A 17,361-nucleotide genomic window follows, 5' to 3' on the forward strand; every position below is an offset into this window, starting at 1 on the left:
TTTAACAGGGGAAGGCGGCGCCGGACGCCGTGGAAAGAAACCATGAGGAGACGCCCCCATGCCGACGATCGACCGCCGTTCCCTGCTGGGGGCCTCCGGCCTCGCCGTCGCCTCTCTGGCCGCCCCCGCCGCCATGGGACAGACCGCACCGGCGCCCGGCCCGGACAAAGGCAAGGACGGCGCGCCGCCGCCCAAGGTGACGGAGATCCTGGCGCGTTACATCGTCGATGCCAGGTTCGAGGACCTGTCGGCCAATGTGCGGCGCGAGGGGGCCCGCACCCTGCTGAACTGGGTGGGGGTGGCCATCGGCGGATCGCGCCATGAGACGGTGGAGATCGCGGTGTCGGCCCTGGCACCCTTCTCCGGCCCGGCGCAGGCCTCATTGTTCGGCCGCAAGGAACGGTTCGACATCATGAACGCCGCCTTCCTCAACGGCGTCTCCAGCCACATCTTCGACTATGACGACACCCACCTGAAGACCATCATCCACCCGGCGGGCCCCGTCGCTTCCGCCATCCTGGCCTATGCCGAGATGCACCCGGTGAATGGGCGTGATTTCCTGAACGCCCTGGTGCTGGGCGTGGAAACCGAATGCCGTATCGGCAACGCCGTCTACCCCAACCATTACGACGCTGGCTGGCACATCACCGGCACCGCCGGCGTCTTCGGCGCGGCGGCGGCGGTGTCCAAGCTGATGGGCCTGGATGTGCAAAAGACGGTGTGGGCGCTGGGCCTGGCGGCATCCCAGCCCGTGGGCTTCCGCGAAAGCTTCGGGTCCATGAACAAAAGCTTCAACCCCGGCCGGGCGGCGTCCAACGGCCTGTTCGCCGCCATCCTGGCGCAGAAAGGCTACACCAGTTCCGACGCCATGATCGAGGCCAAGCGCGGCTGGGCTAATACCATCTCCACCAAGCAGGATTATGCCGAGATCCTGGACGGCCTGGGCCAGCGCTATGAGGCGGCGTTGAACACCTACAAGCCCTTCGCCTGTGGCATTGTCATGCACCCCGCCATCGACGCCGCCATCCAGCTGCGGAACGAGAACAAGCTGACGCCCGACCAGATCGACCATATCGACATGCAGGTGCACCCGCTGGTGCTGGAACTGACCGGCAAGACCGCCCCTAACACCGGGCTGGAGGGCAAGTTCAGCATCTATCACGCCGTGGCGGTGGCCGTCGTCCAGGGGGCGGGCGGCGAAAAGCAGTTCTCCGACCCGGCGGTGCGCGACCCGGCGGTGGTGGCGTTGCGCGCCAAGGTGAAGCCCGTGGTCACCCCCGGCATCAGGCCGGAACAGGTGGATATGACCATCGCGCTGAAGGACGGCCGCACCCTGCACCGCCATATCGACCACGCCATCGGCAGCCTGGAAAAACCCATGAGTGATGACGATTTGGCGCGCAAGTTCACCGACCTGGCCGACGGCATCCTGCCGGCCGACCGCATCCGCCATGTGATGGAACTGTGCCGCACGGTGGAGAGCCTGCCCGACGCGGCGGCGATCACACGGGCCGGTGCGCTGGCCTGATGACCATCGACGACCTGGAAGACCTGCTGAGTACGCAGACCGTGCGGGCGCGGCACTTCACCGATATGGACTGGCGCGACCAGGACGGAGCGGAATGCCTGTTCGAAGAGTGCGTCTTCGACGGCGTGCGCTTCACGGGGTGCGACTTCACCGCCAGCCGGTTCCGCAACTGCCGCTTCATCCGCTGCCGCCTGTCACATGCCAAGCTGCGCGACGCGGTGTTCGAGGGCTGTGCCTTCGTGGCCGAGGATGACCGGACGGCGGGGTGCACCATCGCCTTCAGCGACCTGCGCGCCGTCCGGTTCGACCGGTGCGACCTGTCGTTCTGCACCCTGGACCGGTGCGACCTGTTCGAGGTGGAGGCCCAGGGCTGCACCTTCATGGGCGCCCGCTTCCACCTGGTGGAAATCCGCCACGCCCTCAGCCGCAAGCAGACCCTGTCCCGCGCCACCTTCCGCGACTGCAACCTGGAACTGGCCGACCTGTCGCGGCTGTCTTTGGTCGAGGTGGCGATCACCGGATGCCGCCTGCGCGAGACCGACCTGCACGGTGCCGACCTGACGAACGCGACCTTGCGGGACAGCGACCTGTTCCAGGCCATCCTGACGGGGGCCAGGCTGGACGGCGCCGACCTGCGCGGGGCGGAGATCAGCGGCCTGGACCTGCGATTGCTGGCGGGCTTCAACGGTCTGAAGATCGCGCCCGACCAGCAGCATGTCCTGCTTCAGGCCACGGGCATCGACGTCAGCGACTGAAAGATCAGCCCAGGAAGTCCAGCAGCGCCTGGTTGAAGGCGTCGGCCTGTGCCACGTTGGTCAGGTGGGCGGCGTCCAGCATCACCACGCGGTTGTCGGGGATGCCGGCCGCCAGTTCCTGGATCTTGGCCGGCGGGGTGGCCGGGTCGGCGGTGCCGCCGATCAGCAGCGTGCGGCACGGTGATGCCCGACAGGTGCGGGCGCTGGTCCATGTCGCGGACGACGGCGCAGCAACCGACATAGCCCTGCGGCTTGGTCGCCAGCAGCAGCCGGCGGATGCCGTCGATGGTGTCCGGATGCCCCGCGATGAAGTCCGGGGTGAACCAGCGCTCGATCACGCCGTCCGTCACCGCCGCCATGCCGCCGGCCGACACCAGATCCATGCGCACCTGCCAGCCGTCCGGCGGCCCCATGTAGGCGGCGGTGTTGGCCAGCACCAGGCGTTCCAGCCGCGGGCCGGCATTGGCGCCCAGCCACTGCCCCACCATGCCGCCCAGCGACAGCCCACAGAAATGGGCGCGGTAGATGTCCAGTTCGTCCAGCAGGGTCAGCACGTCCTGACCCAGCCGTTCCAGGCTGTAGGCCCCCGCCGGCGCGTCGGAGGCGCCGTGGCCACGGCTGTCATAGCGGATGACCCGGTAGCGCTGGCTCAGCCTCGCCATCTGCGGTTCCCAAAGGGGGATGGCGGTGCCCAGGGAGTTGGAAAGGACCAGGGGCTGGGCATCGGCCGGACCATCGACCCGGTAGTTGAGGTGACAGCCATCATCCAATGCTATCAATGGCATATTCAACCTTCCTATGGCTTGACGGCACCGATGGGGCGATCAGGTTTTGCCGGACGTCGACCGATTACATGGTTGTTTACCCCATGGTTGCGCCTATGGACAGCCTGCGTCGCGGCACCAGGACGCGGCATCCATTCAACCATTTTGGGATGAATTAATTATAAATTATTGATATTAAACCATATTATCACACAAGGCGCCCTGACTTGAGTGGCGTTGACCCGGAGTTGCCGCAGAATGTTTTACAGATAGCCTTGCCGTTTTCCCGGCACGCGTATTCCATGCTGCTTTCATGGTTGTAATTTTGCCGCCTGATTGCGGCGATCGCTGAATTCGGTGGCGGGCGGATGTATAAGTTACGTGTTCTAGTCAATTGGATTATCAGGCAGTTCTCCTATCGAAGCCGCCGCCTGATAGCGCTTGTCGCCGACTATGCCGAATTGCTGCTTTTCCCGCCCCCCGCCGTGCCCCAAGGCGGCAACATCCGGCGGCGATGGTCGGGCGGGGTCGCCCTGGACGGTGCGGCGCGGGTGGCCGTCTTCATGCACTTCGCCCGTGACGACACCGTGGCGCCCTATGTCCGCTACTATGTGCGCAAGCTGCGTGAGGCTGGCTTCGCGGTGGTGTTCGCCAGCAACACGCCGGATCTCAGCGATGAGACCATCGCGCCGCTGTTGCCCGATGTCGCCCTGGCGTTCACGCGTGAGAATGTGGGCTGGGATTTCGCCGCCTATCGCGACGCCATCGCGTTGATCCCCGATGTGCCATCGCGGGAAATGCTTTTGATCACCAACGACAGCGTGTTCGGCCCCCTCTACGATCTGCCGCCCCTGATCGCCAAGGCGGACCCGCGCGAGGCCGATGTCTGGGGCAGTACCGACAGCTGGGAACGGCATTACCACCTGCAGAGCTTCTTTCTGCTGTTTCATCAGAAGGCGCTGCGGAACAAGGCGTTTCAGGAGTTCTGGAGGGGTGTCCGTCATTTCCGGCGCAAGCACTGGATCATCGAGAAATACGAGATCGGCCTGACCCGCACGTTGCAAAGCCATGGCCTGCGCTGCAAGGCCCTGTTCCCCTATGACAGCGTCACCGCCGCCTTCATGCGTGGTGCGGGCCTGCCACCGGCCAAGGCGGAGATCGGCGGCGACCGCGCGGAGCGTGAACTGGATAATTACATCAGGATGCTGGCCCGGCGTATCCGTGAAGCCACCCCTATTAATCAAACGCATTTCTTCTGGTATGAATTGACGGTCTCCATGGGGTTTCCTTTCATCAAGCGCGAACTATTGCAGAAAAACCCGGCCAAAATACCGAACATCGCCGGCTGGGAGCGGGTGATATCCTCAGTCTCCACTTACGATCCTGCGTTGATCCATGAGCATCTTGCCAACCAATAGAGGTTTCCTGCACTTTGGCAGCTAAGGCGTGCTCCTCCCTCAAGGGAGTTATTTCTTTGTGGCAGTGCGCTTTTCTTTCTTATCCGCTAGCGAATGACCTATAGTGATAGTTTGGGGTAGGGGGCTAATTGGTTCATGTCGAATATATTCTCAGGGCTTATCCGCAAGGTGTCGCGTTTCTCGCTGGCGGCTATCGACCTAACGGATCTCGCCATCGCACAGGCTCGCCCCCTGCTCGGGGCCCGTGCGCCGGTCAAGGAACGCCTATTGGGCGACCGCCCCTTGGAAGGGGCGCGCAAGGTCGCGGTTTTTAACCATTTCGACTCGCGTGGCGTGGTTCACGATTACGTCGTCTATTTCGTCAAGCACCTCGCCGATGCGGGTTATGCGGTCATCTTCGCCAGCAACTGTCCCAAGCTATCGGAAGAACAGACGGCCAAGGTGAGGCCATATGTCTCCCGGGTCTTGAAGCGCCGCAATCTCGGGTGGGATTTTGGCGCGTTCAAGGATGCCATTGACGTCATCCCGGATCCCGCTGCATTGGAGCACCTGCTGATTACCAATGACAGCATCTATGGCCCCTTGCAGGATTTGAGTGAGGTCATCAGCAAGGCTGATCCGGAGGTCGCCAGCATATGGGGCCTTACGGACAATTGGGACCAGCAGTTCCACCTGCAAAGTTACTTCCTGATCTTTCACCAGGCCGCACTTCAGCATCCGAGCTTCGGCAGGTTCTGGCAGAAAGTTCGTTATTACCGGCGGAAACGTTGGGTCATCCGCGATTATGAGATCGGATTGACCCGCTATTTCCTGCGCGCAGGCTTGCATTGCCGGGCTTTGCTGCCTTACCGCAGCTTAATTGCGGAATTGGCGCAGCCCCTGGAGGTTGTCGTTCCGGAACGGGATAAGAGTCCCGTTGCAGGTTATCTGCGGTTGGTGAAAAGCTCCTTGCATAATGGGACGCCCCTGAACCAAACGCATTATTTCTGGGATTACTTGATCACCACCAAGCTTTGCCCTTTCATCAAGCGGGATCTGCTTCAGCGCAATCCGGTGGGCGTACCTTACGTCCAGCGGTGGGAAGAGGTGGTTCGTTCCGCGTCAACCTATGACACCAGCATGATTGTCCATCATCTGCAGTTGTCCATGCGCAATCGCGTCCATTGAGGCCGCGTTGTCACGGTACGGGCCTCCGATAACGAACGAGGCGATAACCATCCGGGTCGAAGGTCCGGAGGATGCGGCGCTTATCACCGATGTGATCAAGCGCGCCTATCAGGACGTGCCCTACAGCGACCAGCGGGAATATCTGATGGTCTCGCGGTTGCGGGGCGGGCGTGGTTATATCCGTGAATTGTCTTTGCTGGCGGAGGTCAATGGACAGGCCGTGGGCCATGTCCTGCTGACGGCAGTAATCATTCGTGGCCCACGGTCGACGGCGGCGTCCCTGGCGCTTGCCCCGCTTTCCGTGGTGCCGGAATTCCAGCGGCAAGGTGTGGGCCGCCGATTGGTGGCGGAGGCCCACCGACGGGCCCGGGGCCTGGGTTTCGGCTCCGTCATCGTGATCGGACCGTCGGCCTATTATCCGCGCTTCGGATATGAGCCGCTGGACCGCTATCCCATCACCCTTCCCTTCGCGGTGCCGGAACGCAACCGCATGATCGCGGCCCTGACGCCGGATGGTCTGGCCGGCGTCAGCGGGATGGTCGAGTATGCGCCGGAATGGATGGCGGGCCCCGGCCAGAACGGGGCGTGACGGTCAGCGTACCGTGCCATGAAAGGCGCGTGCCTCAAGGATATCAATGACGTCCGGCGCCCTGGGATCCCCTGCCTTGGCTCCGCGCCGCACCCAGTCCAGCGCCGTTTCCAAGGCGTCGAAACCGTCATTGTCGGCGATCAGCTGCCCCAGCGTGGTCATGGCTTCGCCGCTGCCGGCGGCCACCGCCCGATCCAGCCAGGCGCGGGCCTCCTCCACCTGTCCGGTTCCCAGCAGCAGGCGCGCCAGATTGACCTGGCCGGGCACGTGGCCCTGGGCCGCGGCCCGCCGGGTCCACTGGATGGCGGCGGCGGGGTCATGTGCCAGCCCGCTACCCGTGGCATGGGCGCGCCCCACGCGGAACTGGCCGGACGCGCTGCCCAGTTCGGCCGCCCGGCTGTAAAGGACCATGGCCCGGGCTTCATCCTTTTCCATGCCATGGCCATGGAAATGCAGGACGCCGAGATTGTAGAGGGCATCCGCGTGGCCGGCATCGCCGGCCAGATGGAAGTAATGGGCGGCCCGGACATAGTCCTGGTCCGTCCCTTCCCCCGCCAGGAAGCATATTCCCAGTTGAAACTGGGCGGTGACGAAGCCGGCATCGGCCGCCTTCGTGAACCAGCGCACCGCCTCGAACGTATCCTGGGGTACGCCTTTGCCGGCGATGTAGACCAGGCCCAGCGCCATTTGCGCGCCGGCGTGCCCCCGGTCGGCGGCCCCCTGGTACCACTGCGCCGCCTCGACGGCGCTGGGTGTCCGCGCCTGCAAACCGGCGTGCAGATCGCCCAGCAAGGCCATGGACTCCACGTCGCCACGCAACGCCGCGCGACGCAGCCAGGTTTCGGCGGCGGCCGGATCGAACTCGACGTTCTGCCCGCGCATGTACATGACGCCCAGTGCCCGCTGGGCCGCGACGACCTGCGCCTCCCCGGCCTTGGTCAGGGCCTCGACGCCGCGCACGGGATCAGGATCCGTGCCCTGGCCGGTCAGATGGGCCAAGCCTAGGTAATACCAGGCCGTGGGATTGCCTTCGTCCGCCGCTTCGGCATGGAGCCGCAGGGCCTCCGCCGGATTCGGTTCCCCCAGGTCGCCATTGGCCAGCAGCAGCGCCAGTCCCACCTTCGCCGCGTGGCTGCCGGCTTGCGCGGCCCGGCGGTACCACTCGGCGGCGGCCCGGGCGTCCTGGAAGTCCGTTCCCTGTCGCAGCAGCACCCAGCCTAACAGCACCTGGGCCTCGACGTGCCCCTGCGCCGCCGCCTTCTGCGCCCACTGGTGCGCCCAGGCCAGGTTCTGGGGAATATGGAAGCCGGACTTTTCGTCACCCGCCGTCGGGGCCCGTCCGGCCCCGGTCGAATAAAGGGCGGCCAAACGGGCCTGCGCTATGGCATCGCCGGCTTCGGCGGCGGCGATGTTCCATCGCATGGCCGCCGTGGGGTCGGGCAGCACTCCGCGGCCCTGCTCAAAAATTTCGGCCAAATCCCGCATGGCCTCGACCGAACCGGCCCGTGCCGCGGCCAGCAACGCCCGGGCAGCCTCGACAAGGCTGCCCCGGGCCTGCAAGCGTCGGGCGAGGGCCAGGTAACGGACGGCGGCACCGCGGCCCGCCGTCCAACTCATGGCATGGTCGATCAAGGTCAACAGGCTGGACATGGTCCCTGCCCAACGGGAAGCGTGAGGATCAAGGCTCGCGCATGCCTTCGGAGGCCTGCCGCAGTACCGTTCCCATCAGATACATGAAGATGGTGCGGCGGCCGACCACGATATCGGCATCCAGCGGCATACCCGGCACCAGATGGACATCACCCTGGACATTCTGCAGCTTGGTCTCGGTCAGTTCCACCCGCCCCTTGAAGTAACGGCGCTGTGTCGGCTGGCCGTTGTCCTGCTTGGTGAAGCTGTCATCGGTGACGGTGCGCAGGATGCCCTTGGCCGTCCCATGCTCGACGTAGCGATAGGCCTCCAGCTTGATTTCGACCTTGTCGCCCAGCTTGATATGCCCCTGGTCGGCGCCATCGATGTCCAGTTCCGCCTCCAGCGGGGCGTTGGCCGGCACCAGGGTGACCAGTGTGTCGCCCGTCTTGGCGACCGAGCCCACGGAAATATCCGCCACGCTCAGGATCGAGCCGTCGTCCATGGCCCGCAATTCCACCAGGTCGTTCCGGCGGTCGGCTTTCGACAGGTCGTCCTTGGCCTTTTGCAGATCGGAACGCTTGTCGGTCAGGTCGTTGCCCAGGTCGATCTGCCATTGATGGACATAGGAATCCCGTTCGGACCGCAAGGCTTCCAGGTCGTGGGAAGCGGAACTGGCCTGCTGCTCGGCGCTGGCCAGGTTACGCATCATCTCGGTCCGGTTGTCCTGGGCCAGCAAGGTGTTCAGGCGGCTGCCGTATTCCTTCTTCTCCAGCTTGGAGCGCATGTCCTCGATTTCCGTGGTCACCGCCACGCGGGACTTGAAGTACTCGGCATCCCGCTGGCTGCGCACCATGGTGATGCGGGCGGATTCGATCTTCTGGTCATAATTGGAGATGCTGGCCTTGTATTCCGCCTGCCGGGACCGCCAGACCGACAGCTGCAACTGTTCCTGCGTGCTGGCATTGGCGCCCGGATCATAGAGCACGCCCTTCTGTTCCGCCTCCATCCGCGCGACCTGGGCGGTCAGCGACTGCGCCTGCTCGCGCGTTTGCGACACGTCCGCCGAAGCGAAGGTGGGATCCAGCGTCACCAGCAGGTCGCCCTTGTGAACCTCCTGCCCGGGAAGCACGTTGATGGAACGCACGACCGAGGTGTCGAACGCCTGCACCACCAGGCTGGGGGTGCGCGACACGACGCGGCCGGGAGCGGTCACGACCTCATCCAGCTTGACGACCGAGATCAGGAACAAGCCCACGGCCACCATGGCCGTCATGGTGTACAGGGTTGCCCGCACCGGCTTGGGATAAGGGGCGCCCACCACCGCGGCGATCTCCGACTGGAAGTCGTTGATCGCCTGGGCGACGACAGCGTCAGTCCCGTTTTTCGGGACCAGAGAGCGCGCGCTCATTGGCAACTCCGGAAGATTGATGACGGTTCTGCTGGAACCAGAGGTGACGGTAAATATCGCAGCGCTGAAGCAACTCTTCATGCGTGCCGACATCGTAGACCCGGCCGCGTTCCATCACCACGATGACATCGCAGTTCACCAGCGACGTCAGGCGGTGGGAAATGACCACCATGGTGCGTCCGTCGGAAATGCGCGACAGGTTGGCGTTGATGATCGCCTCGCTGTCCGGATCCAGGGCGCTGGTGGCCTCATCCAGGATCAGCATGGGCGGGTTGACCAGCAGCGCGCGGGCGATGGCGATGCGCTGGCGCTGGCCACCCGAGATGTTGGTCGACCCTTCCGCCAGATAGGTGTCGTAACCGCGGGGCAGGCGTTCGATGAACTCCTCGGCGCCGGCCATGCGGGCGGCCTCGATGATCTCCTCGAACGAGGCGTCGGCGCGGGCGGCGGCGATGTTCTCGCGCACGCTGCCGCTGAACAGGAAATTGTCCTGCAGCACCACGCCCAGGTTGGCACGCAGATGGGCCAGATCCATCTGGCGCATGTCGACGCCATCGATCTTGATCAGGCCTTCATAGTCCTGGTGCAGGCCCTGCAGCAACCGGGTCAGGGTGGTCTTGCCCGATCCGCTGCGCCCCATCACGCCCACGACGCTGCCGCGGGGAATGTCGACCGTGACCCGGTCCAGGGCCTTGGTCTGGCTGCCGGGATAGCGGAAGCTGACATCCTCGAAACTCAGGTGCCCGTGGAAACGGGGACGCAGCCCGTGGTCGGCCCGCAGTTCCTCAGGCGGGATGTTGACCATGGACGCGACCTGGACGACGGCACCCCGCACTTCCTGGATTTGCTGCAGCAGGCCGGCGATCTGCACCAGGGGGGCCGTGGCGCGGCTCGCCAGCATGGTGAAGGCCACCAGCGAACCGGCCAGCGCGGGCTGGTCGCTCGACAGCGCCATGTAGCAACCGACCAGCAGCGTTCCGGAATAGGTCAGCTTTTCCAGCGGCTGCAGGATGGTCTGGGGCTGGTTGGACGCCAGCGCCAGATTACGGTTGGCACGCACCGCCTGGGCCGCACGCACGTCCCAGCCCCGGCGCTTGGTCGCTTCCAGCGCCAGGGACTTGACCGTGCGCATGCCGTGCACCGTCTCCACCAGGTACGAGTTCTTGCGGGTTTCCGCCTCGACCACCTTGCCGTGATAACGCCCGATGACGGGCATGTACAACAGGACGACCAGGAACATGACGCAGGCGATGCCCAGCACCCAGAGACTGAGGATCGCGTTCATGTAGAACATGACCGGGATCAGGATGATCAAGGTCATGCTGTCCAGCGCGGTGCCGAACAGCTGCCCGGTCAGGAAGTTGCGGATGCGCCAGATTTCGTTCAGGCGGTAGGTGATCAGGCCGGTGGGCAGGGATTCGAACACTTCGATGGGCAAGCCCAGCAGCCGATCGTAAACGTAGGCCGTCATCCGGCCATCGACGCGGGCCGCCCCTTCCGCCACCAGGAAGCGCTTCAGCCAACCGAAGGTGGTGTCGAACACGATGATGAAGGCCACGGCGACGACCAGGACCGCCAGGGTGGACATGCGCTGGTGCACCAGGATGCGGTCCACCACGATCATGTAGACGAAGGGCGGCGCCAGGGCGAAAAGGCTGAGGATAAGGCCAGCCACCCCCACATCGCGGAAAATGCGACGCTCGCGCATCACCTGGCCGATCAGCCAGCTCAGGCCGAACGGGGCCTCATCCTCGTCCAGGCCCTGCTCGGGCTTGACCAGGACGATATCGCCGGCCCAGATCTCATCCAGCGAGATCTCGTCCATCGGACGCACCTGAGTGGGCGCCGCGGGGTCGCGCACATAGATCACGGGCGGCGACACGCTGGGCGACACGCCGGTCAACACCAGGGCGCTGCCATCCTTCAGGCACAGGATGGCCGGAACCGCGCGTCCCAGACGCATGAGCTGGCGCCAGTTCATGCGCACGGCCTGGGCCTGGAATCCTTTTTCCTGGGCCGCATGCACCAGCGTCGCCCGCTGCACCTCGCCTGCGCCGGCGGCGTAGGCCCGCACCAATTGCTCAGCTGAGAGGTGCACGCCATGGTGTTGGGCCACCAGCAGCAACGCGGTCAACATCGTGTGTTCCACGCTGGTGCCGCCGATAGTTGAAGAATCCGCGTTCACATCATCCGCCGTACTGCCACCCCATCATGCCGGCCATCCCCAAGGGGATACGGGGGCCGGCTCCCCTTCCGGCGCGACCTTACGCACCCCCAGTGCAAACAGCAATTTTTACCTGCCCAGGGAACCGATTTTCTGCCGGTTAATCCCCTGTTCAAATCAAAGCGGCCGCCTGTCCAATAGACCGTGAGCGGGCGCTGGGCAGCCAAAGCGTTGTGACATCAACATTCGCCAGGCCGGAACAGCGCGAGTCCGGGCATCGAACCGTGACACCACCAGATGCCGGGCATGTTGTCGCAGGCCATCCGCCCCCAGCCCCATTTCCAGCACCTCGTCCACCCGTTCGGCCAGGCGGGTCGACTCATGGAAGGGAAACAGCAGGGCGTTGACGCCCTCTTCCACCACTTCGCGCACCGGTGCCGTGTCGGACGCCACCAGCGGCACACCGCAGGCCATGGCCTCCAGCACCGACCACGACAGCACGAAGGGATATGTGAGATAGACGTGCGCTTTGGACAAGCGCATCAGGTTTATGAAGGCATCGTGATCGATGGGTCCCAGGAAGTGGACCCGGGACCGGTCCAGCCCTTCCCCCAATTCGGCCAGCAGCCGTTCCCTCCAGCTGCCGCCACCGGCCGGCGGATTGCCGTAGCTGACGCCGTCCGACCCGGCCAAAACCACGTGCGCGCGTGGCCGGCGGCGCAGTATTTCCGGCAAGGCGCGCATGAAGACATGGAAACCGCGATAGGGTTCCAGGTCACGCGCCACGTAGGTGACCACCTCGTCCGCCGCCGTCAGGCTGCCGCCCTCCGGCAACATCAGCGGTTGGGCCGGCCCCGGGCAGGCCAGGTCGGTGTCGATCCCCTCATGCAGGATCTCGATGCGGTCCCGGAACGGGTCGGGATGCAGGTCACGCTGCCACCGGGTTGGCGATATCGCCAGGTCGGCGGCCTCAAGCGCCAGGAGGTTGACGGCGTTCAGCGTGCGCACGCGCGCCTGATCATCCAGCGTATGGGGGAATTCGGGATCGAAGCCCAGGTCCGCCCCGCGGCTGCGGTAATAGAATTCGAAGTAACCGACCACGGGCACGTCGGGCCACAGATCCTTGATATATAGCGTGTCGCCGAACCCGCCGTGCCCGATCACCAGGTCCGGCCGATAGCCATCTTGCCGCCAAGCCAGCGCCGCCGCCAGGACCGCCTGTCCCCGGCCGACATAGTCGGCCACGGTACGCAGATAGGGATGCGTTCCCGGCCCCACGGCGGGCACCGGTCCATAAAGCCGGGGGCACACCCCGGGCACGGCGGCCTCGACACGCTGCCCCAGGGCCCTGACCTCAATGCGGTCGTCCTGGGAAAGCGACCGCACCAGGTGGCGGAACTGCCCCGGGAAGTCCCTGTGCAGCATCAAGACGCGATACATGCTTCCGCTATTCCCTCGAATGGACCTGCCACTGGACAAGAGCGCGGCCGGTCGGGCAAAACCGGAGGATACACGGCTCACGCGGCGGTAGGCCACCACCCAAAACCCCGATGGTTTCGGCCCCGATGGCCGGTGTCTCCAAGCAGGATGATTATCCCTGATGCATTTCCGTTGGCCTTCGCCTGATACGCTGGTTCCGCCCGTGACCGCCCCCTGCCCCGTGTGCGCCGCCACGGGGCCCCATCCGATGGCGCTGGTGGTTCCGGAGCGTGGGCTGGAGGGGGCGGACTGGTTGCTGGTGCGGTGCGGGGCCTGCGGCAGCCGCTTCTCGCCCGACCGGCGCGTTGCCAGTTATGAAGACGGGCTGACCCCGGAAAACCCGCCCTGCGATACGGGAACCGACCTTTACCTGGAGGTCGGCGCCGGCCTGGACGTGATGGTCGCCCCGCTGGGATGGCTGCGGCCGGGCAACGGCAGCCTGCTGGAGATCGGCGGCAGCGTCGGTTTCGTGAGCGACTATGCCCGACAGGCGCTGGGATGGACGACCAAGGGATATGACCCGTCGCTGATGGCGGCGATCGGGCGCAAGCTTCTGGGCCTGGATGTCGAGTTGGACTATTTCCAGGACGACACGCCCCTGGCCGCCGCCTATGATATCGTTTCGGCAACGGAACTGATCGAGCATGTGCCGAATCCGGCTGCCCTGCTGCGCACCCTGAGCCGCGGCGTGAGCGCGAACGGCCTGCTGGTCCTGACGACGCCCGATGGCGACGCGCTCCAGCCTCAGGCCTCCATGGCGCTGCTGGGCCCGTTGGTCAGCCCGGGACTGCATCTTACCCTGTTCACCAGTCGCGGCCTGCAAAACCTGCTGCATGCGGTTGGTTTCGGGCATGTCCGCGTCCAGGCGAACAGTGGAACCCTGACGGCACACGCGTCGCGCGCGCCGCTGCCGGCCGAAATCGACAGCGGGCTGGACCATGGACTTTTCCAGACATATCTGCGGCGCCGACTGGCGTCCCCCCCGCCCGGCGGCCTTTATCCCCGGTTGGAAAGCGGTCTGCGCTTCCGCCTGCTGAAGGATCTCATACAGACTGGTGCCTATACCGAAGCGTTGGTGGAATTCGAAACATACGCCGCACAGGCCAGGAAGCACTTCGGCCTGGACCTGTCCCAGCCCAAGACCTTGCTGGATCTGCCTCGGTTCGGCAGCCTGAGCGCGCTCATGGCGTGGGGCCCCAGCAACCTGGCCGCGGCACTCCATTTACGGGCCGTGGTGGCCAACAATCACGAAGGCGACGGTATGTTGGCCGCCGCCTATGCCGGTGCCGCAGCATTGGCTGGGCTGTCCCTGCGGCGGGTGCTGAACCGCATCGGCATGGACAATGGTGAAGCGGGCATCCTGATTCCCATCGACCTGCATCTGGCCCTGCAGGCCCTGGCGAACAACGGCGCCGACATTCGCCCGCTTTTGGGGACCATCACCCAGGCGCCGCCGTCGGAAGGCTTCCTGCTGACCGCCACGGAGCAAGAGGCGCTCTCCGCCCTCCTGCAACCCGCTTGCGATGCTTTGCGGTCGGCGCCGGTCGCCGGAGATGGCACGGTCCATCCTGAAAAAGCGTTGGTGGACGTCCTGCGGGCGTCGCCGGCGGTGATCGAAAGGGAAATTCTCGACCGCCTTGAAAAGGCCGTCACCATCGGCGAGATCACCGCAGCACTGGACGGCATCGCTGCCTCTCCCATCCGCGCGTGGCTGAGCCGTGTGAACCATTGTGTGAAGACGGCACTGATCCGGCTGGTGCAATTGTCGGCGTATGAAGAAGCCCTGACGCTGTTCAGGGATCGGGGGGATGAGGCTTGGCTGGCTGAAGAGGCCGTGGCCTCGGCCCTGCACATTGCCGAGGCCGCCGTTGAGGCCATGGCCCTGAAAACGGCGGCCGAGCGCGACGTGCGCGCCTGTGTCGACCAGGGGCAGGTCCGCGCCCGGGTGGACGCGCTTGCCGCCCATCCTCGGTTAAGCGGACGTCCGGACATTGTCGGGCACTGCACAAAGATGGCACTGATCCGGCTGGTCGAATTATCGGCGTATGAAGAAGCGCCCTGACGCTGTTCAAGGATCGGGGGGATGAGGCCTGGCTGACCGAAGAGGCCGTGGCCTCGGCCCTGAACATTGCCGAGGCCGGCGTCGAGGCCATGGCCCTGAAAACGGCGGCCGAGAGCGACGTGCGCGCCTGTGTCGACCAGGGGCAGGTCCGTGCCCGGCTGGACACGCTTGCCGCCCATCCTCGGTTAAGCGGGCGCCCCGACATCGTCGGGCACTGCGCCAAGGTGGCGCTGATCCGGCTGGTCGAATTGTCCGCGTATGAAGAAGCCCTGACGCTGTTCAGGGATCGGTGGGACGAAGCCTGGCTGGCCGAAGAGGCCGTGGCCTCGGCCCTGGACATTGCCGAGACCGCCGTTGAGGTCATGGCCCTGAAAACGGCGGCCGAGAGCGACGTGCGCGCCTGCGTGGACCAGGGGCAGGTCCGCGCCCGGCTGGACACGATTGCCGCCCATCCTCGGTTAAGCGGGCGCCCCGACATCGTCGGGCACTGCGCCAAGGTGGCGCTGATCCGGTTGGTCGAATTATCGGCGTATGAAGAAGCCCTGACGCTGTTCCGGGACCGGGGGGATGAAACCTGGATGGCCGAAGGGGCCGTGGCCTCGGCCCTGGACATTGCCGAGGCCGCCGTTGAGGTCATGGCCCTGAAAACGGCGACCGAGAGCGACGTGCGCGCCTGTGTCGACCAGGGGCAGGTCCGTGCCCGGCTGGACACGATTGCCGCCCATCCTCGGTTAAGCGGGCGCCCCGACATCGTCGGGCACTGCGCCAAGGTGGCGCTGATCCGGCTGGTCGAATTATCGGCGTATGAAGAAGCCCTGACACTGTTCAGGGACCGGGGGGATGAAGCCTGGATGGCCGAAGGGGCCGTGGCCTCAGCCCTGGACATTGCCGAGGCCGCCGTTGAGGTCATGGCCCTGAAAGCGGCAGCCGAGAGCGACTTGCGCGCCTGTGTGGACAAGGAGCAGGTCCGTGCCCGGCTGGACACGCTTGCCGCCGCCCCCCTGTTAAGCGAGCGCCCCGACATCATCAGGCACTGCGCCAAGGTGGCGTTGATCCAGCTGGTGCAGATGTCGGCACACCGCCAGGCGGAAGCGGTATATCAGAAGTTCGGCGACGACACCTGGAAGCAGGATGCCCCCGTGGCCGGTGCCTTGGCTCAGATCAAGCCGCGCGGCCGGTTCCGTCGCACCTGACTGACGGCCGGCGGCGTCAAGCCTGGGGGACCTCTTCCGGTCCCCCCTCGGGCCCCAGATTGGCCTGCAGGGTGGCGCGCAACTGATCCACCTCCGCCTTCAGGGCCTTGAGCCCGTCCAGGCTCATGCCGGTGGCGCAGAGGATTGAGCCTGGGATGAAGCCGGCGCTTTCCCGCAGGTCGCGGCCGGCGGTCGTCAGGGTGACGCGCACCAGCCGCTCATTCAGCGGGTCGCGCTGCCGGCTGACCAACCCCGCCCCCTCCAGCCGCTTCAGCAGCGGCGTCAGCGTGCCTGAATCCAGGTCCAGCTGTTCACCGATGGCCTTCACCGTCAGCCCGTCGCCCGACCACAGCACCAGCATCACCAGATACTGCGGATAGGTCAGGCCCAGGCGGTCCAGCAGCGGCTTATAGGTGCGGTTGAACAGGTGGGCGGTGGAGTAGATGCTGAAGCACAGCTGATTCTGCAGGGCGAACGCCTCATCCGGAACGGCCATGGCGATCATCTCCTCCAAGGAACGGCCTGCGCCCGCGTGCCTGGGCACGCCTGCGCCTGAATCCCGGGAAGGCTAGCATCGCGCAAACAGATTGTACGCAATCTGTTTGCGCATGCCGTCTATGCCTTATGATTAATTGTGCACAATTCGTTATCGCGCAATTCTCGTTTCACCGACGCCGATGACCCTGGCGGATCCCACCCCGGACCGGCGCCCCGATTTGAACCACGATCTAACAACGGAGACGATCATGCCCATCCTCTACACCACTTCCGCCACCGCCACCGGCGGCCGTGAGGGCCAGGCCAAGTCCGTGGACGGCGTCCTGGACGTGAAGCTGACCACCCCGAAGGAACTGGGCGGCGCCGGCGGCGACGGCACCAATCCGGAGCAGCTGTTCGCCGCGGGATATTCCGCCTGTTTCCTGGGCGCCCTGAAGTTCGTGGCCGGCAAGGCGAAGGTCAAGGTCCCGGCCGACGCCACCGTCACCGCCCAGGTGGGCATCGGCCCGCGTGAAGACGGCACCGGCTTCGGCCTGGACGTCGCCCTGACCATCAGCCTGCCGGGCGTGGACAGCGCCACCGCCCACAGCCTGGTGGAACAGGCCCACATCGTGTGCCCCTATTCCCACGCCACCCGCGGCAACATCGATGTTCGCCTGAACGTCGCCTGACAGCGTCGCATCGGAAAAGCCGGCATCGCTTCA

Annotated in this window: 14 protein-coding genes; 8 read left to right on the plus strand and 6 right to left on the minus strand. The window is 65.2% G+C overall.

Annotation, left to right across the window (positions count from 1 at the left end):
- Nucleotides 1–58 precede the first annotated feature (58 nt).
- Both PW843_29860 and PW843_29865 read left to right on the plus strand, forming a co-directional pair.
- Nucleotides 59–1,528, plus strand: coding sequence for an MmgE/PrpD family protein (locus tag PW843_29860; GenBank protein MDE1150776.1), 1,470 nt, complete (start codon nucleotides 59–61; stop codon nucleotides 1,526–1,528).
- On the plus strand, nucleotides 1,528–2,283 hold the full coding sequence (locus PW843_29865) for a pentapeptide repeat-containing protein (GenBank protein MDE1150777.1): 756 nt from the start codon (nucleotides 1,528–1,530) through the stop codon (nucleotides 2,281–2,283). The genes PW843_29860 and PW843_29865 overlap by 1 nt, the downstream gene beginning before the upstream one ends.
- Here PW843_29865 and PW843_29870 read toward each other — a convergent pair.
- Nucleotides 2,253–3,068: an alpha/beta fold hydrolase gene (locus PW843_29870; GenBank protein MDE1150778.1), complete on the minus strand. Its 816-nt coding sequence runs from the start codon at nucleotides 3,066–3,068 to the stop codon at nucleotides 2,253–2,255. The genes PW843_29865 and PW843_29870 overlap by 31 nt on opposite strands.
- Nucleotides 3,069–3,415: 347 nt before the next feature.
- On the opposite strand from PW843_29870, the gene PW843_29875 reads away from it, so the two are divergent.
- The 3 genes from PW843_29875 (at nucleotide 3,416) to PW843_29885 (ending at nucleotide 6,221) form a co-directional block, all read left to right on the plus strand.
- The gene (locus PW843_29875; GenBank protein MDE1150779.1) at nucleotides 3,416–4,465 is read left to right on the plus strand and encodes a rhamnan synthesis F family protein; all 1,050 of its coding nucleotides are present in this window, start codon (nucleotides 3,416–3,418) and stop codon (nucleotides 4,463–4,465) included.
- Between the two features lie 135 nt (nucleotides 4,466–4,600).
- A complete protein-coding gene (locus tag PW843_29880) occupies nucleotides 4,601–5,632 on the plus strand; it encodes a rhamnan synthesis F family protein (protein ID MDE1150780.1) in 1,032 nt (343 codons plus the stop codon).
- On the plus strand, nucleotides 5,589–6,221 hold the full coding sequence (locus PW843_29885) for an N-acetyltransferase (protein ID MDE1150781.1): 633 nt from the start codon (nucleotides 5,589–5,591) through the stop codon (nucleotides 6,219–6,221). Before PW843_29880 ends, PW843_29885 begins: the two co-directional genes overlap by 44 nt.
- Nucleotides 6,222–6,224: 3 nt before the next feature.
- Here the strand turns inward: PW843_29885 and PW843_29890 are convergent, their stop codons facing one another.
- The 4 genes from PW843_29890 to PW843_29905 all read right to left on the minus strand — a co-directional run bounded on the left by PW843_29890 (nucleotide 6,225) and on the right by PW843_29905 (nucleotide 12,865).
- Entirely contained in the window at nucleotides 6,225–7,871 is a 1,647-nt protein-coding gene (locus tag PW843_29890; protein ID MDE1150782.1) for a sel1 repeat family protein, read from the minus strand.
- Nucleotides 7,872–7,899: 28 nt separating this feature from the next.
- Nucleotides 7,900–9,261: an HlyD family type I secretion periplasmic adaptor subunit gene (locus PW843_29895; protein ID MDE1150783.1), complete on the minus strand. Its 1,362-nt coding sequence runs from the start codon at nucleotides 9,259–9,261 to the stop codon at nucleotides 7,900–7,902.
- Nucleotides 9,224–11,398: a peptidase domain-containing ABC transporter gene (locus tag PW843_29900; GenBank protein ID MDE1150784.1), complete on the minus strand. Its 2,175-nt coding sequence runs from the start codon at nucleotides 11,396–11,398 to the stop codon at nucleotides 9,224–9,226. Before PW843_29900 ends, PW843_29895 begins: the two co-directional genes overlap by 38 nt.
- Before the next feature lie 204 nt (nucleotides 11,399–11,602).
- Complete coding sequence (locus PW843_29905; protein ID MDE1150785.1) at nucleotides 11,603–12,865, minus strand: glycosyltransferase; 1,263 nt, start codon at nucleotides 12,863–12,865, stop codon at nucleotides 11,603–11,605.
- A gap of 247 nt (nucleotides 12,866–13,112) precedes the next feature.
- Here PW843_29905 and PW843_29910 point away from each other — a divergent pair, with 247 nt between their 5' ends.
- Both PW843_29910 and PW843_29915 read left to right on the plus strand, forming a co-directional pair.
- On the plus strand, nucleotides 13,113–14,966 hold the full coding sequence (locus PW843_29910) for a class I SAM-dependent methyltransferase (protein MDE1150786.1): 1,854 nt from the start codon (nucleotides 13,113–13,115) through the stop codon (nucleotides 14,964–14,966).
- 47 nt (nucleotides 14,967–15,013) lie between these two features.
- A complete protein-coding gene (locus PW843_29915; GenBank protein MDE1150787.1) occupies nucleotides 15,014–16,159 on the plus strand; it encodes a hypothetical protein in 1,146 nt (381 codons plus the stop codon).
- 16 nt (nucleotides 16,160–16,175) lie between these two features.
- Here the strand turns inward: PW843_29915 and PW843_29920 are convergent, their stop codons facing one another.
- Entirely contained in the window at nucleotides 16,176–16,655 is a 480-nt protein-coding gene (locus PW843_29920) for a MarR family transcriptional regulator (protein ID MDE1150788.1), read from the minus strand.
- A gap of 250 nt (nucleotides 16,656–16,905) precedes the next feature.
- Here PW843_29920 and PW843_29925 point away from each other — a divergent pair, with 250 nt between their 5' ends.
- On the plus strand, nucleotides 16,906–17,328 hold the full coding sequence (locus tag PW843_29925; GenBank protein MDE1150789.1) for an organic hydroperoxide resistance protein: 423 nt from the start codon (nucleotides 16,906–16,908) through the stop codon (nucleotides 17,326–17,328).
- The last annotated feature ends 33 nt before the right edge of the window (nucleotides 17,329–17,361 follow it).

This window comes from Azospirillaceae bacterium (assembly GCA_028283825.1).
Lineage (GTDB): Bacteria > Pseudomonadota > Alphaproteobacteria > Azospirillales > Azospirillaceae > Nitrospirillum.